Source organism: Bradyrhizobium sp. HKCCYLS1011 (genome assembly GCF_051167795.1).
Taxonomy (GTDB): domain Bacteria; phylum Pseudomonadota; class Alphaproteobacteria; order Rhizobiales; family Xanthobacteraceae; genus Bradyrhizobium.
The window spans coordinates 216,346-240,670 of sequence record NZ_JBNPTT010000011.1; the positions used below are offsets into that span (position 1 = coordinate 216,346).

A 24,325-nucleotide genomic window follows, 5' to 3' on the forward strand; every position below is an offset into this window, starting at 1 on the left:
GGATTTTGACGTTCACGATGTGGGAATTGACCAAATCGTTCACCTTCGAGGCCGCGCATACGCTGCCGATTACGACGCTCGGCGAAGCCAGCCAGGAGATCCACGGCCACTCCTTCCGCGCCGAGGTGACGGTGCGCGGCAATACGACCAATCCGGACACCGGCATGGTGGTCGATTTCGGCGTGCTGACGGAACGCCTAGCCGAGATCCAGAAGATGCTCGATCACAAGTTCCTGAACAAGATCGAGGCGATCGGATTGCCGACGCTCGAGAACCTGTCGCGGTTCATCTACGAGCGGGTCCGGCATATCGGCCATGTCACCAAGGTCAGCGTCCATCGCGACAGTTGCCGCGAGACCTGCACGTATTATGGGCCCGAAGCATAGGTCGGTCAGGGGAAGGCCAATGGACATCGCCGCAATCGAGCACCGCAAGGCGACCGCGCGAGCCTGGTTCGAGCGCCTGCGCGACGACATCTGCCTGGCCTTCGAGCGGCTGGAGGACGAGGCGCCTCCTGAGCTCTATCCGGGGACGCCCGGCCGCTTCGTCCGCACACCCTGGGAGCGCACCGACCATTCCGGCGCCAAGGGCGGCGGCGGCGTGATGGGCATGATGCATGGCCGGCTGTTCGAGAAGGTCGGCGTGCACTGCTCCACCGTGCATGGCGAGTTCGGCCCCGAATTCCGCAGCCAGATTCCGGGCGCCGCGGACGATCCGCGGTTCTGGGCGTCCGGCATCTCACTGATCGCCCATATGTGGTCACCACATGTGCCCGCCGTGCACATGAACACGCGTTTTGTCGTGACAACCAAAGCCTGGTTCGGCGGCGGCGCAGATTTGACGCCGGTGCTCGATCGCCGACGCAATCAGGAGGACCCGGACACGGTCGCCTTCCATGCCGCCATGAAGAAAGCCTGCGGCGCCCATCCCGTTGCCGACTATGAGTGGTACAAGAAATGGTGCGACGAATATTTCTATCTGCCGCACCGGAAGGAGCCGCGCGGCATCGGCGGCATCTTCTACGACCATCATGACTCCGGCGACTGGAGCGCCGATTTCGCCTTCACGCAGGATGTCGGCCGTGCCTTCCTTGCGATCTATCCCGAACTGGTGCGGCGCAACTTCTCGACGCCCTGGACCGAGGCCGATCGCGAGGAGCAGTTGATCCGCCGCGGGCGCTATGTCGAGTTCAACCTGCTCTATGACCGCGGCACCACCTTCGGGCTCAAAACCGGCGGCAATGTCGAGTCCATCCTGTCGTCGATGCCGCCCGAGGTGAAATGGCCGTAAACTTGACTCCGATGACCCCTGCCCTGCCCCGCGCCATGCTGATCGACATGGATGACACCATCCTGTCGGCCTATGCCAGACCGGAGCTCGCCTGGACCATCATCTCCACTGAATTCGCCGATGAGATCGCCCCTTACGAGGCGCAGATGGTGGCTGCTGCGATCACCGGCGCGGCGCGCGAGTTCTGGTCCAAGGCTGGCGCCGAATGGCGGCTGAAGCTGATCGAGGCGCGGCAGCTCGTGGTCAAGGGCGGCTTTGCGGCGCTCGCCGCGGCGGGCGGCCGCGCCCTGCCTGATGACCTCGCCGTGCGCATCGGCGACCGCTTTACCAGTTATCGCGAAGAGCAGATGTTCGTGTTCCCCGGCGCGCATGAGGCGATCGACGAATTGAAGGCGCGCGGCGTCAAACTCGCACTGGTGACCAACGGCGCCGCCGACATGCAGCGCGCCAAGATCGAGCGCTTCGCACTGGCCCACCGCTTCGATCACATCCAGATCGAGGGCGAGCACGGCTTCGGCAAGCCAGAGGAGCGCGCCTATCTGCACGCGATGCAGGCGCTCGGCGTTGGGCCTGCTGACACCTGGATGGTCGGCGACAATCTGGAATGGGAAATCGTGGCGCCCCAGAAGCTCGGCATCTACGCGATCTGGATCGACGTCCATGGCGACGGCCTGCCCGAAGGCTCGACTGTCAGGCCCGACCGCATCATCCGCTCACTGACCGAGTTGGTGCCGAACGTCAGCAAATAGCGCTGGCGCCAAGCGGGAGCTCACCGTTGGGCGCAAGGACTGCAATTGCATCGAACGCGTAGCCAATGGCGGCCTCTCGGCGATGCGTTGACAAGGACGCGGACAAAGCCGTTCCACCCGCGAGCTATCATTGTCGTGTCGGTGAGGAAGGTGCAGACCGAAGCGAGCGCCCCGTCATCTCCCAAAATGCTGGTCGCCTGCGGCTCCAGGGCCGGACCGCGGCCTCGAATTGGCTTGCATTTTGCCTGCGGTGATCCGTAGGAGTGATCCGTGGTATCGCGGACTTGCGGTCGCGCCTCGGCCGGGATTTCCGTAGCAACGGTCAAGTCCATAGCTACACACAACAAATGAGTTGGCCGGCGTTCCCCTGGCCCAACATTCGCAAGAGTGCTCCAGATGAAAGAGTGCTCCAAAAGGGATGCGAAAGTGAGCGCCGGGGCACCAGGAACTGAGTGCTTATCGTCATTCGGGCAGCAACGCCGCATCGATGAGTGTCGGCTGCCCTCACCGCCCTGAGGACCATGTTCGTCTCATTCTTCCCTCGACCCAGGCTGTTCTTTCTTTCTGCGGTCGCCTGGACCGTTTTCGCGATGGTGATCTGGTACGGCTATGCGAACGAGCTGTTTCAGGCCCCTGAAAAGCCGGTCGGACTAGCAACGTTCTGGGCGCCGCCGGCGCTTTGGTTCGATGCCTATTTTGTGCTGTGCGTGGCGATCTTCGCGACCGCATGGATGCGGCTCGCCCCACATCCCTGGGCAAACTGGTCCATCCTCGGCTCCTCGCTGATTCTGTTCACCACCTATTTTCAGGTGCAGGTCAGCGTGGCCATCAACAGCTGGTACGGACCGTTCTACGATCTGGTGCAGGCTGCGCTGTCCAAATCGGCTCCGGTCACCGTCGAGCGCTTCTACAGCCAGCTGTCAACCTTCGCCGGCATTGCTTTCGTGGCGGTCGTGGTCGGCGTGCTGACCCGTTTCTTCGTCAGCCACTACATCTTCCGCTGGCGGACGGCGATGAACGACTACTATGTTGCGAACTGGCCGCGGCTGCGCGCGATCGAAGGCGCCTCGCAGCGCGTGCAAGAGGACACCATGCGGTTCGCAAGCACCGTGGAGGGTCTCGGGGTCAACCTCATCAGCGCCGTGCTGACGCTGTTGGCTTTCCTGCCGGTTCTCGTGAAGCTGTCCAGCAATGTCACCGAGTTGCCGCTGATCGGCTCCATTCCGTATCCGCTGGTGTTTGCCGCCGTGATCTGGTCGGTGCTCGGCACCGGCGTGCTTGCGCTGATCGGCATCCGCCTCCCGGGGATCGAGTTCTTCAACCAGCGGGTCGAAGCAGCCTATAGAAAGGAACTCGTGCTCGGCGAGGATGATCCGGCGCGCGCTGATCCGCCGACCCTGAGCGTGCTGTTCGCCAACATCCGCAGGAACTATTTCCGGCTCTACCTCAACTTCATGTATTTCAACGTCGGCCGGATCGTCTACTTGCAGACCGACGTTATCTTTCCCTACGTCCTGCTTGCGCCCACCATCATTGCCGGCAAGATCACGCTGGGTGCGATGAACCAGATCCTCAATGCATTCACCCAGGTCAGAACCTCGTTCCAGTATCTCGTGAATGCATGGAGCACCATCGTCGAGCTGATTTCGATCTATCAGCGATTGCGTTCGTTCGAGGCCAAGCTCCACGGCGAGCCGCTGCCATCGATCGAGGCCGAGACGGAGCCCGTGTCCCTGGCCTGAAGTTGACCGTCGCGCGCGCAGATAGCCCGGAGTTCTACGAGCGTCCGTCGCGATGGATGCGCGCCGCGGCCTGATCGGCGATCGCGTGCAGGCGCGGCTCATCGAGCGGGAAATCCGCGGCCAGCCAGGCGTCCTCGGCGAGCGTCAGCACGTGACCGAGCAGCGGGCCCTCGGCGATGCCGCGGGCGATGAAGTCGGCCGCCTTGAGTGGGAATTTCGGCGGCGTGAAGCGCTGCGGCAACAGCGCCAGATCGCACCAGCGCGGATCGCTGCGATCGCGGCCCGCCCGCGCCCAGCCGAGCAGCAGGCGATCGCGGTAGTTCGCTTCGCCGAGCCGATAGAGCAGCCGCCGCGCCCGCGCTTCGTCCGCCGAGGCGAAGCGCCACCAGCGATGCCCCATCGAATCCAGCGCCTTGGTTTCGGCATTGGAGAGCTTGAGCCGCGTGCCGAGCCGGCGGGCATCCTCGGTGACGGCGACGGCAAGCGCCGCCAGGCGCCGGATCGGGTGAGGCGGAAGCGCCGACTGCCGCTCGGCCTCGATCATCGCCGCGAACGGACCGAGATAGACCACGCCGCCCAGAATCGATGTCAGCAGGCCGCCATCCGTCATTGCGGTGATCGCACCGACCGCGCCATCGGTGACGACAAGCTTCAGCATTTCCATGCGCACCCGCTCGGCCGACAGCGTGGCCAATCCTGCGCGTGCGGCGATACAGGCGAGATAACCGTCGCGGTCGGGCTCACCATGACCGAAGGCGGCATGGATGCGGAAGAAGCGGAGGATCCGCAAGTAATCCTCGGCGATCCGCTGGGCGGGATCGCCGATGAAGCGGACGCGGCGCGCGGCGATGTCGGCAAGGCCGCCGACATAGTCATGGATGATGCCGTCAGCGCTCACCGAGAGCGCGTTCATGGTGAAGTCGCGCCGATGCGCATCGCCGACCCAGTCGCGGCCGAACTCGACCTTGGCCTTGCGGCCGAAGGTCTCGGTGTCCAGGCGCAAGGTCGTGACCTCGAACGGATGGCCTTCGAGCACCAGCGTCACGGTGCCGTGGTCGATGCCGGTCGGCACGCTCTTGATGGAGGCCGCTTTGGCGCGACGGACCACTTCCGTCGGCAGCGCGGTGGTGGCGATATCGATGTCACCGATGGGAATGCCGAGCAATGCGTTGCGCACGGCGCCGCCGACCACACGCGCCTCCTCGCCGTCGCAGTTCAAGAGCGCCAGCACGCGCGCGGCGGGGCCGGATCTGAGCCAGGGCGCGTCCAGCACACGCGCATCCGTCATCGCTCGACTCCGGGCACGAGCCTGCCGTTCTCGATATGCGCCGGCGTGTAGGTGGAGTTCGGCGGCGCGCCGGAAAATTCAGCCAGCATGACCAGGCTCACAATGACCAGCACCAGCGCCGCCACGGTCAGCTTCGCGATCAAGGCCAGGGGCCATGCGGCCGGTACGAACAGCCCGGAGCGGGTCGCCAGCAGAAACAGCACATAGACGGCAAAGGGAATGAGGAAAATCCCGATTTCCGTCAGCACCGGGCGGATCATGACAGGTAGATCCGCTCATACAACAGCCGCAGGATACCAGCGGTCGCGCCCCAGATATAGCGTTCCGCGAACGGCATCGCGTAATAGATCCGCTCCATGCCGCGGAATTCTTTGCTGTGCAGCTGGTGATTGGCCGGATTCATTAGGAAGGACAGCGGCACCTCGAAGGCGTCGTCGACCTCACCCTGATTGATCTTGAGCGTGAAGCCGGGCCGCACCCGCGCCAGCGTCGGCAGAATGCGAAAACCGAAGGCAGTGCCATAGACGTCGAGATAGCCGATCGGATCGACGAAGCCGCGCGCGAGCCCGACCTCCTCCTCGGCCTCGCGCAAGGCGGCATCGAGCGGCGAGGCGTCGGTGACGTCGATCTTGCCGCCGGGAAAGGCGATCTGCCCGGCGTGGCTGGACAGATGCGCCGAGCGCTGGGTCAGGAGCACCGTGGGCTCGGGATGATCGACCACCGGAATCAGCACCGCTGCGGGGCGGATCGGCTGCTCCCGCGCGATGATCTCGAGCATGCGGTCGGTGCCGGCATCGCCGCTCTGTGGAATGAGATCCGGATCGAGCAGCGATGCCGGAACGTCGAACCGCAGCCGGTCGCGGCCGCGCTCGAAAAACGCGGCCGAGCTGAGCACAGCCGCCTTGTCCCTCACCATGGCCTCGTTCAACCTGCGGCCCTCACCTCTTCCGCATCCGCCATCGGGAAGAATTCGCCGCCCGACTCCACGCCAAACACCGCACGACCATCGATCATCCGCTCCTCGCCCATGTCAACCAGCTCATAGTAGAGCGACCGGGTAACCTTGGCCCAAAGATCGGCGCGAACGTGCAGATAGGGCGTGAGCCCGCCGGCTTCGCCCGGTTCGAAGCGCAAGCGATGCGCCACGTCGCACGCCACCCAATCCTCGACATTGGTCCGGAAATGCAGCAGCCGGCCCCGTTCGTCTCGCTCTACCCGCATTTCTACGGCCATGAAAGGCGCGTCGTCGACGCGAATGCCGACCTTCTCCACCGGGGTGACCAGAAAATAATTGTTGCCTTCGCGCTTGAGAATTGTTGAGAACAGCCGCACTAGCGCGGGCCGGCCGATTGGCGTGCCCATGTAGCTCCAGCTACCATCAGAGGCGATTCGGATATCGAGATCGCCGCAAAATGGCGGATTCCACAGATGCACCGGAGGAAGTTTTCCGGATGCGGTGGCCGTGCTGGCGGCGGCGGTCAGGCGGTCGAGGCCTGGAGCCGTCGCAGGATCTGTGGTCTGCCCTTGGTTCGCCATGGTTTCCTCTGAGCTTGCGGTATCGGTGTTTGCGGTATCGGCAGTGGCACGAATGGTGCAGATCTCATCGCAGAACGGCTAGCGAAAGTTCCGGACGTGCATAGCTGAAGTAGAGGTCGCCACATCGTGATGCCGTCAATCCCCAGGAATGCCGATAAGATGGGGATAGTTTAACTCAACGAATACAGGGCCTTCGCGCAAACTGGCAGCGGCTTCATCAGAAAATGGAGCGGATCGGCGGTCAAAGACTTAAAGGCTGCGGGGCAAAGGAGAGACGGAATGGCTGAGAGTGCCGAGAAGCTCGAAGACGCGATCGTCAGGTCGGCCGAACAGGTTTCAGGCCAGATTCGTGCAGCGAAGGAAGCCATTTCCGCCGTCATCTTCGGCCAGGACAAGGTGGTGGAAAACACCCTGGTGACGATCCTCTCCGGCGGCCACGCGCTCCTGATCGGCGTCCCCGGCCTCGCCAAGACCAAGCTGGTCGAGACGCTGGGCGTGACGCTCGGGCTCGACGCCAAGCGTATCCAGTTCACCCCCGACCTGATGCCTTCGGACATTCTCGGCGCTGAGGTGCTGGACGAAAGCTCGGCCGGCAAGCGCTCCTTCCGCTTCATCGCGGGTCCGGTCTTTGCGCAGCTGTTGATGGCGGACGAGATCAACCGCGCCAGCCCGCGCACCCAATCGGCGCTGCTGCAGGCGATGCAGGAGCAGCACATCACGGTTGCGGGCGCGCGTCATGATCTGCCGAAGCCGTTCCATGTGCTGGCGACGCAAAACCCGCTCGAGCAGGAAGGCACCTATCCGCTGCCCGAAGCCCAGCTCGACCGCTTCCTGATGGAAATCGACGTCGACTATCCCGATCGCGAGGCCGAACGGCGCATTCTGTTCGAGACCACAGGCGCCGAGGAGACCGCAGCGAAAGCGGCGATGACCGCGGACGCGCTGATCGCGGCGCAGCGGCTGGTGCGCCGCCTGCCGGTCGGTGATTCCGTGGTGGAGGCGATCCTTTCTCTGGTGCGCTCGGCCCGTCCGGGGCCGGATGCAGGCGAAACCGGCAAGCTGATCGCCTGGGGCCCGGGCCCGCGCGCGAGCCAGTCGCTGATGCTCGCGGTGCGCGCCCGCGCGCTGCTCGACGGCCGTCTTGCGCCCTCGATCGACGACGTGCTCGATCTCGCTGAGCCCGTGCTCAAGCACCGCATGGCGCTGACCTTCCCGGCGCGCGCCGAAGGACGCACCATTCCGGACGTGATCCGGCAGCTCAGGAGCCGGATCGGTTGATGGCCGCAACGCGAGAGCACGCCGAGAAGGAAATCATCGCGATACGGCGTGCCGACGGCGAGAGTCGAACGCTTGCCGCCTCTCTGCCGCGCCTGGTGCTGGAAGCCCGTCAGATCGCGGCCAACGTCATCCACGGCCTGCATGGGCGTCGCCGCTCCGGGCCAGGCGAAAACTTCTGGCAATATCGCCGCTTCATCTCCGGTGAGCCGTCGCAGCGGGTGGACTGGCGGCGCTCGGCGCGGGACGATCATCTCTATGTGCGCGAGCAGGAATGGGAGGCTGCGCACACGGTGTGGATCTGGCCTGACCGCTCGCCCTCGATGACGTTCGCGTCGAAGGGCGCGCGCGACAGTAAGCTCGAACGTGCCCTGATCGTGACCTTTGCGTTGGCCGAGCTGCTGGTCGCCGGCGGCGAGCGCGTCGGCATTCCCGGCCTGCTGACGCCGACTGCGAGCCGCAGCGTGATCGACCGGATCGCGCAGGCGATGCTGCATGACGAGACCGACCGGCCAAGCCTGCCGCCCTCCTTCGTGCCGTCGGCGCTCGCCGAGATCGTGGTGCTGTCCGATTTCTGGTCACCGATTGCCGAGATAAGAACCATGCTGGCAGGCCTCTCCGCGTCGGGCGCGCACGGTACGATGGTGCAGGTCGTCGATCCGGCCGAGGAGAGCTTCCCCTATTCCGGTCGCGTCGAATTCGTCGAGCCTGAAGGCGGCGAGGTCATCATTGCGGGACGCGCCGAGCGCTGGGCGGAAGATTACGTCGCCCGCGTCGCGCTGCATCGCGACCAGATCCGCGCCGAGACCGGCAAGCTCGACTGGCTGTTCACGACCCACACGACCAGCCGCTCGGCGGCCGAACTCCTGCTGTTTCTCCACGCCGGCATGACCACCAGCAAAGGCGGCGTCCGCGGCAACGTCAAAGTGGGACTTGGCGCAACAGGACTTGGCGCATCAGAACTTGGCACATCGGGACTTGGCACATCAGGATTTGACGCATGATGGGCCTGCCGCTCTCCTTCACCGAACCGCTGCTGTTGATCGGCCTGGTCAGCCTGCCGGTGCTGTGGTGGCTGCTCAGGATCACGCCGCCGCGGCCGCGGCGGATCGAGTTTCCGCCGACGCGGCTGTTGTTCGACATCACGCCGCGGGAAGAGACGCCCTCGCGCTCGCCCTGGTGGCTCACTCTGCTGCGGCTGATCGCGGCCGCGCTGGTCATTTTCGCCGCCGCAGGCCCGATCTGGAATCCGCGCACGGAGGCCGCGGGCAGCAAGGCGCCCTTGGTGCTGCTGCTCGATGACAGCTGGAGCGCGGCAGCGAGCTGGGATGCGCGCATCAAGGCCGCCGACGAGGTCATTGCGAATGCCGACGCCGACCGCCGCGGCGTCGCGCTGGTGCCGCTCTCGGAGCCGGCACGCGATATTACATTGATGCCGGCCGGAGCTGCGCGCGTCGCGCTGCGCCAGATCGCGCCCAAACCTTTCACCGCCGAGCGCGCCGACACGCTGCCGACGCTCGATCGCTTCTTGAAAGCGACCGGCGACGCCGAGATCGTCTGGCTGTCCGATGGCGTCGATCCCGGCCGCGGCAGCGAGTTCGTCGCCGGTCTCGGCAAGACCATCGGCGAACGTCAGCTGACCATCTTCCAGGGCGGCACCTTGTCGCCGCTGGCGCTGGCGGGCGCGGAGAATGCCGCCGCGAAGATGACCGTGAAGGTGCTGCGCGCCGATCTGAGCGTGCCGGGCGGCATCGTGCGCGCGCTCGACGCCAAGGGTTCGCCGATCGGCGACGCTCATTTCGGCTTCGCGGCCGGCGAGCACGAGGCCGAGGCGAGCTTCGATCTGCCGGTCGAGCTGCGCAACGACATCACGCGGCTGGAGATCGCAGGCGAGCGCTCGGCCGGCGCCGTGCAGCTGCTCGACAAGCGCTGGCGCCGCCGTGCCGTCGGCATCGTCTCCGGCGCCACCAGCGACACCGCGCAGCCGTTGCTTGCAGCGACCTTCTATCTGACCCGGGCGCTGGCGCCCTTTGCCGACCTCAGGCTCGGCGATCGCGGCGCGCCGCAGCAGGTCATCAGCCAGTTTCTGGACCAGAAGGTGCCGATGATCGTGATGGCCGATGTCGGGACCCTGTCGACGGAGCTGCGCGACCGCCTCAACGCCTGGATCGATAGTGGCGGCGTGCTGGTCCGCTTTGCCGGGCCGCGGCTCGCGCAGGGCGACGACGATCTGGTGCCGGTAAAGCTGCGCCGCGGCGGTCGCACGCTCGGCGGCAGCCTGACCTGGGAGAAGCCACAGCATCTTGCGGCCTTCGCCGCCGACGGTCCGTTTGCCGGCCTTGCTGTGCCGAAGGATGTCACCGTCAGCCGGCAGGTGCTGGCCGAGCCCGATGCGGTGCTGGCGACCAAGAGCTGGGCATCGCTCGAGGACGGCACGCCGCTCGTCACCGGCGAGCGCCGCGGCAAGGGCGTGCTCGCGCTGTTCCATGTCAGCGCCGACATGCGCTGGTCGGATCTGCCGATGTCGGGCGCCATGGTCGAGATGCTGCGACGGATCGTCGACATGTCGGGCTACACGGCGACGCCGGGTGCTGGCCCGGCGGGCGAAGCCGCCAAGGCGACGCTGGCTCCGCTTCATGTGCTCGACGGCTTCGGTGCGTTCGGGCCGCCGCCGTCGACCGCCAAGCCGTTGCCGGCAAATTTCCAGGACCGCGCCTCGTTGGATCATCCACCCGGCTTCTACGGCCCTGCCGAGGGACCCACTGCCGTGAACACGCTCAGCCCCGCCGATCGCATCCTGGCGCTTGATACATCGAGCCTCTCGGCGCGACGCGCGAGCTACACCAATGCCGAGCCGCGTGATCTGCGGGGCATGCTGCTCTCGACCGCGCTGCTTCTGTTCCTGATCGACGCCGTCATCGTGGCACTGATCGGTGGCGGTTTGGCCGCGCTGATCCGCCGGCGCGCCGCACCGGCCGCGATCGCGGTAGCGCTGCTGGCAACCGGCGCGATGTTCGCGATCGGCGTCCCGTCGCCGGCGCGCGCCGACGCCGCGAGCGATGATTTCGCGATGCGTGCGACGTCGCAGACCCGGCTCGCTTATGTCGTGACCGGCAATGCCGACGTGGATTCGATCGTCAAGGCCGGCATGACCGGGCTGACGCTGTTCCTGGCGCAGCGCACCGCGCTCGAAGCCGGCGATCCCGTCGGCGTCGATCCGGCGCATGACGAGCTCGCTTTCTTCCCGCTGATCTACTGGCCGATCGTACCGGGCGCACCGAAGCCGCCGCAGGACGCGATCAACAAGATCGACGCCTACATGAAGCAGGGCGGCACCGTGATCTTCGACACCCGCGATGCCGTCGAGGCGGCGCCGGGCGACAACGGCTCGCAGACCCCGGGCATGCAGTCGCTGCGTGACATTCTATCCTCACTCGACGTGCCCGAACTCGAGCCGGTGCCGCGCGAGCACGTCCTGACCAAGACGTTCTATCTGCTGCGCGACTTCCCGGGCCGCTTCACCACCGGCCAGACCTGGGTCGAGGCGCTGCCGAAGGAGGATGAGGATGAGAGCGCAACGCGCCCTGCGCGCGGCGGCGATGGCGTCTCGCCGATCATCATCACCTCGAACGATCTCGCCGGCGCCTGGGCGATCCGCCCCGACGGTCAGGCGATGCTGCCGCTGGTGCCGGGCGAGCCGCGGCAGCGCGAATTTGCATTCCGCGCAGGGGTCAACATCGTGATGTACACGCTGACCGGCAACTACAAGGCCGACCAGGTGCACGCGCCGGCGCTGATCGAGCGGCTCGGACAGTAGGGTTTCGACATGAACTACGGCATCGCGTTCACGCCCCTGGTCCCGTCGCTCGTGCTGTGGCTTGCGATCGGGGCGATCGTCGTCATTGCCGCCCTGCTCCTGCTCGGCCGCTCGCGCGGCGCCTGGGTGCGCGTCGCGGCGCTCGCGCTGATCGCGCTGGCGCTCGCCAACCCGCAATTCACCCGCGAGGACCGCGAACCGTTGACGTCGGTCGCCGCCGTCGTCGTCGACAAGAGCCCGAGCCAGAATTTCGGCGATCGCTCCAAGCAGACCGCGCAGGCGCAGGAAGCCCTCGTCGACGCGCTGAAGAAGATCAAGGGGCTCGAGGTGCGCGTGGTCGAAGCCGGACAGGCCGATGGCGAGACCGACGGCACCCATCTGTTCGGCGCGCTGACCTCGGCGCTCTCCGATGTGCCGGTCGAGCGCGTCGCCGGCGCCTTTCTGATCACCGACGGCCGCGTGCACGACATTCCCGCCAATACATCGGCGCTCGGCTTCCAGGCGCCGGTCCAGGCGCTGATCACGGGACAGAAGGCGGAGCGCGACCGCCGCATCGCCATCACCGCAGCGCCCCGCTTCGGCATCGTCGGCCAGCCGCAGAGCATCAACTTCCGCCTCGACGACCAGGGTGTCGCCGGCGAGCGCGCCAAGGTGGTGATCCGGCGCGACGGTGAGGTGATCAGCGAGCGAACGCTGTCCAGCGGACAGACCAGCAAGGTCGATGTCGACATCAAGCATGAAGGGCCGAATATCGTCGAGATCGAGGCTTCCCCGCTCGATGGCGAGCTGACGCTGGTCAACAACCGCGCGGTGGTCTCGATCGACGGCGTGCGCGACAAGCTGCGCGTGCTGCTGGTGTCGGGCGAGCCGCATTCGGGCGAACGCACCTGGCGCAATCTGTTGAAGTCGGATGCCAGCGTCGATCTGGTCCACTTCACCATTCTGCGGCCGCCGGAGAAGCAGGACGGGACGCCGATCAACGAATTGTCGCTGATCGCCTTCCCGACGCGCGAGCTGTTCCAGCAGAAGATCAACGAATTCCAGCTGATCATCTTCGACCGCTATGCCCGCCAGGGCGTGCTGCCGATCGGCTATTTCGAGAACATCGCGCATTATGTGCGTAATGGCGGCGCGGTGCTGGTCTCAGCGGGTCCCGACTACGCCTCGAACACCAGTATCTGGCGCACGCCACTCGACTCCGTGCTGCCGGCCGAGCCGGTCGGCGTCACCGAGAAGCCGTTCTATGCGCATCTGTCCGATATCGGCAAACGCCATCCGGTCACGCGCGGGCTCGAAGGCGCCGACGCCGAACCGCCGCATTGGAGCCGGTTCTTCCGCACGGTCGACACCCGCAACGCCGTCAACCCGCCGGTCATGACCGGTCCCGACGGCAAGCCTCTGCTGCTGTTGTCGCGGTTCGGCGAAGGCCGCGTCGCACTGCTGCTGTCGGATCATATCTGGCTGTGGGCCCGCGGCTATGAGGGCGGCGGACCGCATCTCGATCTGCTCCGCCGCATGTCGCATTGGCTGATGAAGCAGCCCGACCTCGACGAAGAGGCGCTGCGGCTCAAGGTGCAGGGGCATGATCTCGTTGTCATCAGGCAGACCATGGCGGACACGGTGTCGCCGGTCACGGTGACATCGCCGTCAGGCGCCACCCGTGAGCTGACCTTGAGCCAGGGTGAGCCCGGCGAATGGCGCGCCACCATGCCCGCCAACGAGCTCGGGCTGTGGCAGGCAACCGACGGCACGCTGAAGGCGCTGATCAATGTCGGCCCGACCAATCCGAAGGAATTCTCCGAGGTCACCTCGACCACGGAAACCTTGAAGCCGCTGACGCAGGCCACCGGCGGTGACGCCAAGCGGATCGCGGACGGATCGGGCGTGGAGATTCCCCGCATCGTGCCGGTGCACTCGTCGACGCTGTTCAGCGGCGACGGCTGGATGGGCGTGCGCATGCGCGACGCCAGCGTCGTGAAAGGCGTCGGCGTGCTGCCGATGTTCGCCGGGCTGATCGGACTGCTGCTCCTGCTCGGTGCATTCGCCGCGACCTGGCTGCGCGAGGGGCGTTGAACGACGGCCGGCGCGCATCACCCTTGCGCATCGCCGCACGACATTCTCACCCCGGCGGTTCGATCGTGACGGCGAAGCAGTAGTCCCGGTTGCATCCAGCCGGCGTGCCAGGCGAAGCGTTTGGCTTCGTCCGGCACGCCAGAACTATTTGATAACACGACCAGTAGCCGGTCAGGCTAAATCCGGCGTTGCGCCATATCGGCTTGCGCCGCCAGCTGGTTGAGCTCCGTAAAGAACGCTGCCGACTGGCCTCTGAACAGTCCATCGGCGGTGAGCGCGCTCACGGCTCCCGCCGCCGCGCCCTGCGTCGCGGTCGGGCGAATGATCGAGCAGACCGGAAGCTGGCGGCTCAGGAAGTGGGTCGGCTCCGGCATAATCAGGTTGGCTTGCAGATCCTCGTTGCCGTCGAACGTCGCCATATCCGGGAAGCTGAGCCCGTTGGTCGGGTCGGTCACCTTGGCGATGTTGCCCGCCTTGTCGTGCCACACCTGGAAATGCATCGTCTCGGTCGGGCCGATGCTGAGCAGGATGCGCAACACTTCCACATTAGTGACGCGCTGCGCGAGCGAGGGATAGAGGCTGCTGCCGCCCTGCTCGATCGTGCCGAAATGAAATGCGGCTGTGTTAACGATGGCTAGCAGATGGTTCGGGTCCTTGGTGTCGGCGTTGGTCCGCGGGATCGCGGCGAACTGGCCCTTGAGCAAACCCGGCACCGGATTGGGAAAATTGTTGTCGCCGAGATCCGGATTCTGGGTGCGGCTGCGATAGCGCCCCCACCAGGACGCATCCACCGTGAGCTGCAAGAGATTCGTCAGACGCTTCTTGCCCGACGAACCGTCAGCAGTGCTGCCCTGCAGGGTGCGGAATCTGTCGAGGTTGACGGGGTTTGCGCCCTTCGATTCGAGATATTCGTTGATGAAGTTGAAATGAGTGAATTCGTCATCGGTGTTGTCGTGAATATATTGCTGCATATCGCCGTCGATCTTCGAAAGCTGTTCGATATACGGCTTGTTTCCGCTCCCCGGCCGCTCTTCGCTGTCCTGAATGCCGCCGATCTCGTTGTACTGTTCCCACAGATCAGTCTCGAGGATTTCGAGCGCGGCAAGGAAACGGAGAATGCTGATATCTCCGTAGGTCGGCCCGTCACTGTCGGCAAATGCAAGCGTTGACGGATGCACCGCGAGGCTTGCGCCGATCACGGCCGGCGCTGCCAGTCCGGCGTGCAGGAAGGATCGGCGACTGGAAGTCGATCCAAACAGCTTGGGTAAGCGTAGCATGACCTCATCCTCCTCAAACAATGGTGGGTTGGGCCGCACAGCCGACACGCAATCGCAAGAGAAAATGACATAAAAGTTAGTTCGCGCATTCGGCCTGCAGCATTCGGCCCACCGAAGCAGCGCTTCGATGGTGTGGGCAGCCGCAATCAACACGCTCACGAACGCAAAGACGCCACGCGAGCTGCTTTATTCCGCGGAGCATCCGATGCAGCCGCGAACAAATTTTTTGTCGCGACACCTATTTGCGTCATCATTCCTTCAAGCACGACGATCAGGCGCGACAGGACAAGTCGGGCGCTGCATGCCAATGGCGCTTGACGATACGCGTCATGAGAGCGCGTGAAGCAAGTCGTGCGTGCACGTCCGTGCGCGGACATTATCGCATCAAAGCATGTTTTCGGATCGAAGCTTGACGGTTAATCGTGCCGAGACATCGCCGACAAATGTGACGACACTTGCCATCACAGCGCAGACACTCGATGAGCTCCACAGGCTTGATATTTGCGAACCTGTGTCTGACAGCCTCGCGCAGCGGGCCGCCAGCAGCCTCCGACAGCATCAATGACGGAACGTGATTGACCTTGGCGGCTAGAACCAGCTCTTCCAACATTCCCCTCCCAGCTTCTTTTGAAGCGGAGCTTCTCGGCATGAACGAACTCCACACCGAACGGTATTCGACTTTCAGCCCGCGCTCGGCAAGCTCGGCCACCAGCTTCAGGAGGATGACGGCCGGGAACGCTATTCCGTGTATCTGGCTTCGGCCGGACCGCTAGTCGCGCGGTATGGAGCAGAGATCGTCTATGTCTCCGAAGGGCTGCCGGCGCTCTCGGTGGAAGATGGGCAGGCTTGGAATGCTCTCGTGCTGGTGCGCTATCCAACCCGGAAAGCCTTCAACATGGTCGAAGACCCGGACTACCACCACAAATGGTCGTGCTGCAGCCGATTCGATTCCGTCGGTGCATGACCGTGCCAATCTGGTCACGCGCGCTGAGACGTGGATCTGGAGCCCGCGTGGCCCGAAGATCACAGGGGCCGGGAATACGCTGCGCCCAGACGGCCCGCGATTGACAGTCTGTGACAACCCTTGCGATGTTACATTATAACATCTACCGGTACGACACCGGCCGGTCGGGGGCGTTTGTTGGACTTTTCTTGGAAATGAGCTGGTTTCGCACGAACATCAGGGCGGCTTCGCTGCTGGCGCTCTTCGCGCTCGCCGTGCAATTCACGCTCTCGTTCGGGCACAATCATTGGCCAGCTGCGCGGACGTCCCCGACATCTGTCGTCGCGGCCCTGAGCGACGCCGCAGTTCCTGCGGCCGGCGACCGGCAGCTCACCACCGACCAAGATCCGAGCAAGCAAGATCGCGATCAGCAGCCTGCTGATGCCTGCGCGATCTGCGCCGTCGTCGCGATGGCGCAGGCCATGCTGCTGTCGCCAGCGCCGGTGCTGGTCCTGCCGCAGGCCGTGCCCTTCCACCGCGAGGTCGCGGTTGTCAGTACGATCCAGCCTGCAGCTATCGATCTCCCCTTCCAAGCCCGCGCCCCTCCCCTCGCCTGAGTTGCCGAAGCTTCAGACGCCAACGATCCTGGTGCGCGGCACCCGGATCCCAGCCTCTTGAAATTTTGCTCCGTCGCTCCGCGACGGCAGGCGTGCCCGACTGCAAGCAAACTGTGTCTGGCCGCCTGGCTTAAGGGTCAGGACTTGGAATCATGTTGTCGAAACAATCGATCTCGGGCTGCAGCTTCGCGGCCATTGCGTGCGTGCTCGCGGCACCTGCGCTCGCTCAGGACAAGCCCGCTGCGCCGGCCGAATTGCCGGAGGTCACGGTCACCGCACCAAGCCCGATCCGGGCGCATCGGCCGGTCGTTCCGCATGCCAATCCCACGCATGTTGCGCACGGCACCACCAGCCGCCGCCGTCCGCCGCAGCCAACCCAAACCGCGGCTCAGACGACACCGCCAGCCGCGCCCACAGCCGGCCAGCAAGGCGTGCTGCCGGTCGTGACCAACCAGTTCGCCACGGTCACCGTTGTCCCCAAAGAGGAGATCCAGCGCTCCGGCGCCGCGACGCTCGGCGATCTCTTGTTTTCCAAGCCCGGCGTCACCGGCTCGAGCTTTGCGCCGGGCGCATCGAGCCGGCCGATCATTCGCGGCCTCGACGTCAACCGGGTCGGCATTGTCGAGAACGGCACCGGCGCCGGCGGCGCCTCGGATCTTGGCGAGGACCACTTCGTTCCGATCGATCCGCTGTCAACCGATCAGGTCGAGGTCGTGCGTGGCCCCGCGGCGCTGCGCTACGGCTCGACCTCGATCGGTGGCGTCGTCAGCGCCACCAACAACCGAATTCCGCAGGCGTTGCCGGTCTGCCCTTCAGCGCCGTTCCAGAGTTATGGCCTGCCGGCGAAAGCGCCCGCGATCGACGGCGCGCCTTGCATCACCGCCGAGACCCGGACCTCGTTCAGCTCGGTCGACCGCGGCGTGCAGAGCGGCGTGCTGATCGATGCCGGCGGCGGCAACTACGCTATTCACGCCGATGCCTATGGCCGCAAGGCGGACGACTACGCCATTCCCGGTTACCCCTATCGCTTCGATCAGACCCGGCCGGTCACCAATGGCAGGCAGCCCAATTCGTCGCTGCGCAACGACGGCGTCTCGGTGGGCGGCAGCTATTTCTTCGATGGCGGCTTCGTCGGCGCCGCGATCACGCAGACCGATGCGCTCTACCACATCCCCGGCATCGACGGTGCCGATCACAATACGCGGATCGACGCGCACCAGACCAAGATCACGGCGCAGGGCGAATACCGTCCGGATGCCGCAGCGATCGAGGCGATCAGGTTCTGGCTCGGCGCGACCGACTACCGGCACAACGAGCTCGGGCTTGCCGATCCGGCCGATCCGAACAGCGACGGCGTGCGGCAGACCTTCAGCAATCACGAGCAGGAGGCGCGGGTCGAGATGCAGCTGGCGCCGTTCAATCTTCGCTTTGCGACGATGACGACGGCGATCGGCGTGCAGGCTGGTCATCAGGAGCTGGATGCGCCGAGCCCCGACAATCCCGGCTCGACCTTCAACGGCCTGTTCGGGCCGAACACCAACAACCGCGGCGCCGCCTATGTCTTCAACGAGTTCGCCTTCTCGCCGACGACCAAAGCGCAGATCGCGGGGCGCATCGAACATGTCGAGCTGCAGGGATCGACGCCCGACTTCCCGGCCGACTATCTGCCGGACGGCAATCCGCAGACCAATATCGCGCGCGGCCGCGCGTTCACGCCGAAGAGTGCGGCTGTCGGGCTGCTGCAGAACCTGCCCGGCGATCTCGTCGCCAGCATCACCGCGCAATATGTCGAACGCGCACCGAAACCGGCCGAATTGTTCTCGCGCGGCGCGCACGACGCCACCGGGACCTTCGACATCGGCAATCCCAACCTGACCATCGAGACTGCGAAGACGGTCGAAGTGGGTCTGCGCAAGGCGACTGGTCCGTTCCGCTTCGAGGTGACGGCCTACTACACCCAGTTCACCAACTTCATCTACCGCCGGCTGACCGGCGTGATGTGCAACGACGATTTCGCGTCCTGCGGCGCGGCTGACGCGACCAACAAGCAGGCCATCTACTCGCAGCGCAACGCCACCTTCCGCGGTGGCGAATTCCAGAGCCAGCTCGATGTCGGACCGCTCTACACCGGCATCTGGGGCATCGAGAACCAGTTCGACATCGTGCGCGCCACGTTCGACGACGGCACCAACGTGCCGCGCATTCCGCCGATCCGGGTCGGCGGCGGCCTGTTCTGGCGCAACGACAACTGGCTGGCGCGCATCAACCTGCTGCATGCCTTCGCCCAGAACGACATCGCCCCGATCGCGGAGACGCCGACGCCGGGCTACAATCTGTTGAAAGCCGAGCTGAGCTACAAGACCAAGCTCGATCCGAACGCATTCGGCGCGCGCGAGATGCTGGTCGGCATCGTTGGCGACAACCTGCTCAACGAGAAAATCCGCAACTCCGTATCCTACACCAAGGACGAGGTGCTGATGCCGGGCATCGGGATCAAGGTGTTCGCGAATGTGAAGTTCTGATCACGAGCTGCCGGTGCCGAGCGCTCGGGACCGGCAGCGATCATCTAAAGCGCGATGAGATCAGGATGAACGTCATCGCGCTTTAGCTTATTGTGTGAGCATGATCTCCGCGCAAACGCGTTCCGCGTTTGTCGCGAGGGAAAACCGCTTCGCACTTTTCCGGATCATGCTCTATCGCGCGAAATCCCAATCGGGACGGACCGCACCCGACACGCCGTCGAAGGCGCCTGTGACCAGTTCGTTGATCAGCAGGCGCTTGGGATCGACCGGACCCGGCATCGTCGCCCGGCCCTTTTCGATCGGCGTGAAGCCGAAGCGGCTGTAATACGGGGCATCCCCGACCAAGAGCACCAGACGATGGCCCTTGGCCTTGGCCTCGCTCAGCGCTTGCTCCATCAGCGCGCGGCCGATGCCGCGCTTGCGGAAGGGCGGCTCGACCGTCAGCGGCCCGAGCAGCAGCGCCTTGGTGTCGCCGAGGCAGATCGGCAGCTGCCGCACCGAACCGGCCAGCAAGGTGCCGATATGGGCGGTGAAGGACAGATCGAGCAGATGGTCGACATGCTCGCGCAGCCGATAGGCGCTCAGAACGAAACGCCCGGGCCCGAAGGTCCGCTCATGCAGCCGTTCGATCGCCTGCGCGTCGGATGGCTTTTCGGGGGCAATTGTAATGGACAGATCACTCATGATTCGATGCGGGATAGCATCTGGGAAAGGCGCGGTCCATGGCAGCCTTTGACTGGCCGCGCGCGAGCAATTCAGCCTTTCGCGGGCGGCTGCGACAGATAGGCGAGCAGCTTCATCTCGCGCCGGCCGCGGGTGACGGTATCCAGCACCAGCCCCGACGTGACTGACAGCAGCGCCATGATCATCAGGCCCATGGACAGCACGGCGGTCGGCAACCGGGGAACCAGGCCGGTCTCGATATAGGTGACGAACACGGGAATCGCGAAGCCGATGGAGATCAGCGCGAGAAAGATCCCGATCACGCCGAAAAAGCGCAGCGGCTTTTCGGAGCGGTAGAGCTTGAGGATGGTCCCGAGGATCCGGAAACCATCCTTCCAGGTGTTCAGCTTCGAAACGGAACCTTCCGGGCGCGCGTAATAGGGCGTCGCCACTTCGGCAACCGGCAGCGCCAGCTCCAGCGCATGGACGCTGAGTTCGGTCTCGATCTCGAAGCCGTCGGACAGCACGGGGAAGGATTTGACGAAGCGGCGCGAGAACACGCGGTAACCGGACAGAATGTCCTTGAAGGCCTGGCCGAACACCTCGGCCAGAAACTGCGTCAGCATCCAATTGCCGGTGCGATGCCCCATGCGGTACGCGGCCTGCTCCTGGTCGACGCGCAGTCCCACCACCATGTCGAGATGCTCGCTCAGGAGGCGCTCGACCATACGAGGCGCGCTCGGCGCATCATAGGTCGCATCGCCATCGACCAGAACGTAAACGTCGGCATCGATGTCGGCGAACATCCGACGGACCACGTGGCCCTTGCCCTGCCGCCGCTCGCTGCGCACCTCGGCCCCGGCCTCGCGCGCAACAGCGACGGTGCGGTCCTTGGAATTGTTGTCATAAACGTAAACGGTCGCCGTCGGCAGCGCCGCCTTGAACCCTGTCACGACGGAGGCAACAGCGGCCTCCTCATTGTAGCAGGGCACCAGGACGGCAATCCGCATCGATGGTGGTATCATTGGCCCAACTCCCCTGGCAGGGAAGCCTGCAGCCCATTCGGTGCAAAAAGTCATAATAGCGGGGCGGCCACCGCACTATTGCGGGCGCCAGGTGGGAATGGCCTTAACGCCCTGTAGCACCTCGGCGATCCGCAGCCGCGTTCCGAGCGTCGTCTCCTCCGGCAGCGCATCGGCTGCGAAAAAGCCGCTGGCGATGATCTCGTGGTTGGGCTCCGGCAGCCGGTCCTGGGTGAAATTCTTAACGATATAAACGGCGACATGGTCGCGGCGGGAGACGTGGCTGTTCAGGAAGATTCCGTGCAGGATCGCCTCGCCGGAGAGCGCAATCCGTCCCTCCTCCAAGAGCTCCCGCTCGAGCGCCTCCACGAAGCTCTCGCCCACCTCGACGCCACCACCCGGCAGATGCCAGCCCGCAACATAGCTGTGCTTGACCAGGAACACGCGATGGTCGGCATCGAGCACGACGGCACGGACGCCGAGCGTCATGCCGCGGGCAAAGCGCCAATAGAGGTGGAACACGCCCCGCAACCAGGGCTCGAACCGCACGCGTAAATTGCTTTGACTTGTCACCGCCACATCCAGGTTTGGCGGTTATCCTTGCACTGGCGCCGCGACCTTGCCAATAGAGCCAGGATAGTCCGGACACCACCTCACGATCACCCCAGCGTTGATCGTCGACAGGCAGACCGATCATGGCAGCGTTCACGCTGGCGCATCTCTCCGACCCGCATCTGGCGCCGCCGCCGCATCCGCGTCTTCTCGAACTCGCCGGCAAACGGGTGCTCGGCTACATCAACTGGACGCGGAACCGTTACAAATATCACCGCCGCGACGTGCTGGATGTGCTGGTCTCGGATCTGCAGACCCAGATGCCGGACCAGATCGCAGTCACCGGCGACCTCGTCAATTTCGCCATGGAGGCGGAGTTTCCGCTGGCGCTGGACTGGCTCAGGACGGTGGGCCCGCCCGATCACGTCACCGCAATCCCCGGCAATCACGACGCCTATGTGCGTCGAACCCGACTTCGCTTCGCGCAGAGCTTCGCCGATTATTTCGGCGGCGATGCGGATGCGGGCCAGGCGGCAAGCTTCCCTTCGCTGCGCCAGCGCGGACCGCTGGCGCTGATCAGCCTGTCCTCAGCCGTGCCGACAGCGCCGTTCATGGCGACAGGCAGGATCGGCCCCGAACAGCTTGCAGCCCTGGAGCGGCTGCTCACGGCACTATCGACCGAGCCGCTCTTCCGCGTGCTGCTGGTGCATCACCCCTTGCGCTCGACCAACCGCATGAAACGGCTGACCGATGCGGCTGACCTGATTGCGCTATTGAAGCGGCACGGTGTCGAACTGGTCCTGCATGGCCACGACCATATCCATTCGACGATCTGGATCGATGGTCCGGAGCGGAAAATTCCGGTGGTCGGCGTCCCGTCCGCATCGAGCATCGCACACGGACATTATCCGGCCGCTGCCTATAACCTCTTCGCCATCGCGCGCGAGGGCAATCATTGGCGCTGCGAAATGACCGTGCGCGGGATCAACGACGCGCTGCGTATGCGTGAGATCCGGCAGCTGCGACTGTTCTGAATAGCCGTCCGGCGAGACCAAGTGTCAGCCGGGCGTAGTCCCCGAAAAGAACGAAGCCAGCGCCGCGATCACTTCTTCCGGACGATCTTCGGGTTGAAGATGGTCTCCTGTGGTGATGATGCCCGTGACATCGTCGGCCCACGCCTTCCAGATCGCAATCCGCTCGGTAACGTCCTGGGCGCTTGAACACAGGACAAGGACGGGGCAGTCGAGCTTGCGGCCCGCTGTGCAATCGGCCTGATCGTGCGCAAGATCTTCATCCAGCGCAGCCCGATAGTCCTCGCAGATCGCATGCTGCACTGCTGGGTCGCGGAATGCCCGATGATATGCATCCCTCGCGGCCGGCTCGATCACGCTGTCGCTGTTGGCGTTCATGACTGCGATGGCATGATCAAGGATCGCGTCCGGTGCCGCCGCAAGCAGGCGCTCCGGCAGGTCGGCCCTCTGCGCGAACAGGAACCAGTGATAGGCTTTGCGCGCAAAGTTGTAGTCGACCGCTGCCATCGCATCTACTGTCGGAACGACCGTCAGCGATGCAAATCGGCTGACCACGCCGGGATGATCGAGCACCAGACGATATCCGGCGCGTGCGCCACGATCGTGACCCGCGAGCGCGAACCGCTCATGCCCGAGCGCCCGCATCAGCGCCACCAGCGCCGCACCGACCCGGCGCTTGGTCCAGCGCGGCACCATGGTCTGCGGCCTGCTTGCGCCATAGCCCGGCAGATCGGGGATGATGAGCGTGTGATCGCGGGCGAGCGCCGGAGCCACTTTGCGCCACGCGATGTGCGTCTCTGGATAGCCGTGAAGCAGCAGCAGTGGCGGCCCGACGCCCCCGATCACGCCGGCGAAGCGAACTCCTCCGGCGTCCACGTCCAGACGAGCAAAGCCTGGAAAGAAGGGTGGTGTGCCCACCATGCTGCCCCTCAGCTCCGCGCCGCCGTGGTCACGAACGCGGCAAGCTCGCGGTTGAAGCGCGCCGGCTCCTCGTAAAACGGACTGTGCCCGCTTTCGTCATAGACGGACAGACGACTCTCGGGACGCAGGGTCTTGATCCGCTCGGACATGGCCAGCCGCACCAGACGGTCATGGCGTCCATGGGTCAACAGGATAGGACCGGCATAGGCCTTGAAGACCGGCTCGAGGTCGGGCGTCGCGGTTTTCACGAAACCCTCACCTACTGCGCGCGCGGTCATGCCGTTGATCACAAGCATGCGCTGAAGCTCGACCCCTGTCGGGGGCTGATGGAAGCAGGCTCCAAGAAAGCTCGCCGTCTCGGCGGTACGCTCCGCCAGATCGTGCGATGTCGTCGTTCGCGCAAAGGTGCCGGCGAGCGGCGTCAGAAGATCGGGCGCAAGCTTGGTCACGGCATCGACCAGGTTCACGCCGGCGACCGGCGCGCCACCGTGGGATTTCAGATAGCTGCCGGCGACGAAGCCGCCGAGCGACCAGCCGACGAGCACGGGCCGGCGAAGCTTCGCCGCCGCGATGACGGCGGCGACGTCGTCACCCCATCGATCAGCATCGGCGTAAGCCTCCGGCGCCTCCGGCTTGTCCGAGTCGCCATGGCCGCGCAAATCGAACCGGACCAGGCGGAAGCCTGCAAGCGTCGCATCAGTGAATTGCTTGTCCCAGCTCAACCGGCTCTGCCGCAGCCCATGGATAAACAGGATCTCCGGTGCCTGTGGGTCGCCCTTGGCCTCGCCCACCAGCATCGTGCCATCCGTCGAGCGAACGACGAATGGTTCGGGTACTGTCCGTGGCTCGGCGGCGTTCATCGGATTGCCGACCGCAGCCAGCGCTGCGGCTCCCGCCCCCAACAACAAGCCTCGTCGATCGATCTGATCCATCGCACCCATGACGTCGTCCATTTGTTTATCGATCACTAAACATTAAGCGCTTGCGGTTGAACGTCAAGAGCCTAA

General features: G+C 64.8%; 22 protein-coding genes. 12 read left to right on the top strand and 10 right to left on the bottom strand.

The window, feature by feature from the left end:
* The first annotated feature begins 17 nt into the window (after nt 1–17).
* The 4 genes from ACQR1W_RS32270 to sbmA all read left to right on the top strand — a co-directional run bounded on the left by ACQR1W_RS32270 (nt 18) and on the right by sbmA (nt 3,781).
* The gene (locus ACQR1W_RS32270) at nt 18–386 is read left to right on the top strand and encodes a 6-pyruvoyl trahydropterin synthase family protein (RefSeq protein ID WP_035984181.1); all 369 of its coding nucleotides are present in this window, start codon (nt 18–20) and stop codon (nt 384–386) included.
* A 19-nt stretch (nt 387–405) separates the two neighbouring features.
* Complete coding sequence (gene hemF / locus ACQR1W_RS32275; protein WP_434854551.1) at nt 406–1,290, top strand: oxygen-dependent coproporphyrinogen oxidase; 885 nt, start codon at nt 406–408, stop codon at nt 1,288–1,290.
* An 11-nt stretch (nt 1,291–1,301) separates the two neighbouring features.
* On the top strand, nt 1,302–2,039 hold the full coding sequence (locus ACQR1W_RS32280) for an HAD family hydrolase (RefSeq protein WP_008974697.1): 738 nt from the start codon (nt 1,302–1,304) through the stop codon (nt 2,037–2,039).
* A gap of 521 nt (nt 2,040–2,560) precedes the next feature.
* The gene (sbmA, locus tag ACQR1W_RS32285) at nt 2,561–3,781 is read left to right on the top strand and encodes a peptide antibiotic transporter SbmA (RefSeq protein ID WP_434854622.1); all 1,221 of its coding nucleotides are present in this window, start codon (nt 2,561–2,563) and stop codon (nt 3,779–3,781) included.
* A gap of 34 nt (nt 3,782–3,815) precedes the next feature.
* Here the strand turns inward: sbmA and ACQR1W_RS32290 are convergent, their stop codons facing one another.
* The 4 genes from ACQR1W_RS32290 to ACQR1W_RS32305 are packed head-to-tail and all read right to left on the bottom strand — an operon-like array spanning nt 3,816 to nt 6,605.
* A complete protein-coding gene (locus tag ACQR1W_RS32290; protein WP_434854552.1) occupies nt 3,816–5,069 on the bottom strand; it encodes a CCA tRNA nucleotidyltransferase in 1,254 nt (417 codons plus the stop codon).
* Entirely contained in the window at nt 5,066–5,329 is a 264-nt protein-coding gene (locus tag ACQR1W_RS32295; protein ID WP_008974693.1) for a DUF6111 family protein, read from the bottom strand. Before ACQR1W_RS32295 ends, ACQR1W_RS32290 begins: the two co-directional genes overlap by 4 nt.
* Nucleotides 5,326–5,985 (bottom strand): CoA pyrophosphatase, encoded by a 660-nt coding sequence (locus ACQR1W_RS32300; RefSeq protein WP_434854623.1) that lies wholly within the window; start codon nt 5,983–5,985, stop codon nt 5,326–5,328. The genes ACQR1W_RS32295 and ACQR1W_RS32300 overlap by 4 nt, the downstream gene beginning before the upstream one ends.
* An 8-nt stretch (nt 5,986–5,993) precedes the next feature.
* Nucleotides 5,994–6,605 carry a DUF1285 domain-containing protein gene (locus ACQR1W_RS32305; protein ID WP_008974691.1) on the bottom strand — a complete coding sequence of 204 codons (612 nt, stop codon included), beginning with the start codon at nt 6,603–6,605 and terminating at the stop codon, nt 5,994–5,996.
* Between the two features lie 279 nt (nt 6,606–6,884).
* On the opposite strand from ACQR1W_RS32305, the gene ACQR1W_RS32310 reads away from it, so the two are divergent.
* From ACQR1W_RS32310 to ACQR1W_RS32325, 4 genes are read left to right on the top strand one after another with little or no spacing between them, the layout of a single operon-like run.
* A complete protein-coding gene (locus ACQR1W_RS32310; protein ID WP_434854553.1) occupies nt 6,885–7,883 on the top strand; it encodes an AAA family ATPase in 999 nt (332 codons plus the stop codon).
* Entirely contained in the window at nt 7,883–8,884 is a 1,002-nt protein-coding gene (locus ACQR1W_RS32315) for a DUF58 domain-containing protein (protein WP_434854554.1), read from the top strand. Before ACQR1W_RS32310 ends, ACQR1W_RS32315 begins: the two co-directional genes overlap by 1 nt.
* On the top strand, nt 8,881–11,697 hold the full coding sequence (locus tag ACQR1W_RS32320; RefSeq protein WP_434854555.1) for a DUF4159 domain-containing protein: 2,817 nt from the start codon (nt 8,881–8,883) through the stop codon (nt 11,695–11,697). The genes ACQR1W_RS32315 and ACQR1W_RS32320 overlap by 4 nt, the downstream gene beginning before the upstream one ends.
* Before the next feature lie 9 nt (nt 11,698–11,706).
* The gene (locus ACQR1W_RS32325; RefSeq protein ID WP_434854556.1) at nt 11,707–13,770 is read left to right on the top strand and encodes a hypothetical protein; all 2,064 of its coding nucleotides are present in this window, start codon (nt 11,707–11,709) and stop codon (nt 13,768–13,770) included.
* Nucleotides 13,771–13,946: 176 nt separating this feature from the next.
* Here ACQR1W_RS32325 and ACQR1W_RS32330 read toward each other — a convergent pair whose 3' ends face one another.
* The gene (locus tag ACQR1W_RS32330; RefSeq protein WP_434854557.1) at nt 13,947–15,047 is read right to left on the bottom strand and encodes a ferritin-like domain-containing protein; all 1,101 of its coding nucleotides are present in this window, start codon (nt 15,045–15,047) and stop codon (nt 13,947–13,949) included.
* Between the two features lie 745 nt (nt 15,048–15,792).
* On the opposite strand from ACQR1W_RS32330, the gene ACQR1W_RS32335 reads away from it, so the two are divergent.
* The 3 genes from ACQR1W_RS32335 (at nt 15,793) to ACQR1W_RS32345 (ending at nt 19,129) form a co-directional block, all read left to right on the top strand.
* Nucleotides 15,793–16,011 carry a hypothetical protein gene (locus ACQR1W_RS32335; RefSeq protein ID WP_434854558.1) on the top strand — a complete coding sequence of 73 codons (219 nt, stop codon included), beginning with the start codon at nt 15,793–15,795 and terminating at the stop codon, nt 16,009–16,011.
* 194 nt (nt 16,012–16,205) lie between these two features.
* Nucleotides 16,206–16,607, top strand: a complete 402-nt coding sequence (locus ACQR1W_RS32340; protein ID WP_434854559.1) for a DUF2946 family protein — start codon at nt 16,206–16,208, stop codon at nt 16,605–16,607.
* A 152-nt stretch (nt 16,608–16,759) separates the two neighbouring features.
* Complete coding sequence (locus tag ACQR1W_RS32345; protein WP_434854560.1) at nt 16,760–19,129, top strand: TonB-dependent receptor domain-containing protein; 2,370 nt, start codon at nt 16,760–16,762, stop codon at nt 19,127–19,129.
* A 171-nt stretch (nt 19,130–19,300) separates the two neighbouring features.
* On the opposite strand, the gene ACQR1W_RS32350 is transcribed toward ACQR1W_RS32345, so the two are convergent.
* The 3 genes from ACQR1W_RS32350 to ACQR1W_RS32360 all read right to left on the bottom strand — a co-directional run bounded on the left by ACQR1W_RS32350 (nt 19,301) and on the right by ACQR1W_RS32360 (nt 21,387).
* Nucleotides 19,301–19,813 carry a GNAT family N-acetyltransferase gene (locus ACQR1W_RS32350; RefSeq protein ID WP_008974684.1) on the bottom strand — a complete coding sequence of 171 codons (513 nt, stop codon included), beginning with the start codon at nt 19,811–19,813 and terminating at the stop codon, nt 19,301–19,303.
* 71 nt (nt 19,814–19,884) lie between these two features.
* Nucleotides 19,885–20,817 (bottom strand): glycosyltransferase, encoded by a 933-nt coding sequence (locus tag ACQR1W_RS32355; RefSeq protein ID WP_434854561.1) that lies wholly within the window; start codon nt 20,815–20,817, stop codon nt 19,885–19,887.
* 75 nt (nt 20,818–20,892) lie between these two features.
* Nucleotides 20,893–21,387, bottom strand: coding sequence for an NUDIX domain-containing protein (locus ACQR1W_RS32360; protein WP_434854562.1), 495 nt, complete (start codon nt 21,385–21,387; stop codon nt 20,893–20,895).
* A gap of 122 nt (nt 21,388–21,509) precedes the next feature.
* Between ACQR1W_RS32360 and ACQR1W_RS32365 the strand changes: the two genes are divergently transcribed.
* Nucleotides 21,510–22,400: a metallophosphoesterase family protein gene (locus ACQR1W_RS32365; protein WP_434854563.1), complete on the top strand. Its 891-nt coding sequence runs from the start codon at nt 21,510–21,512 to the stop codon at nt 22,398–22,400.
* A gap of 24 nt (nt 22,401–22,424) precedes the next feature.
* Here ACQR1W_RS32365 and ACQR1W_RS32370 read toward each other — a convergent pair whose 3' ends face one another.
* Both ACQR1W_RS32370 and ACQR1W_RS32375 read right to left on the bottom strand, forming a co-directional pair.
* Nucleotides 22,425–23,318, bottom strand: a complete 894-nt coding sequence (locus ACQR1W_RS32370) for an alpha/beta fold hydrolase (RefSeq protein ID WP_434854564.1) — start codon at nt 23,316–23,318, stop codon at nt 22,425–22,427.
* An 8-nt stretch (nt 23,319–23,326) separates the two neighbouring features.
* Nucleotides 23,327–24,271, bottom strand: a complete 945-nt coding sequence (locus tag ACQR1W_RS32375) for an alpha/beta fold hydrolase (protein WP_434854565.1) — start codon at nt 24,269–24,271, stop codon at nt 23,327–23,329.
* Between the last annotated feature and the right edge of the window lie 54 nt (nt 24,272–24,325).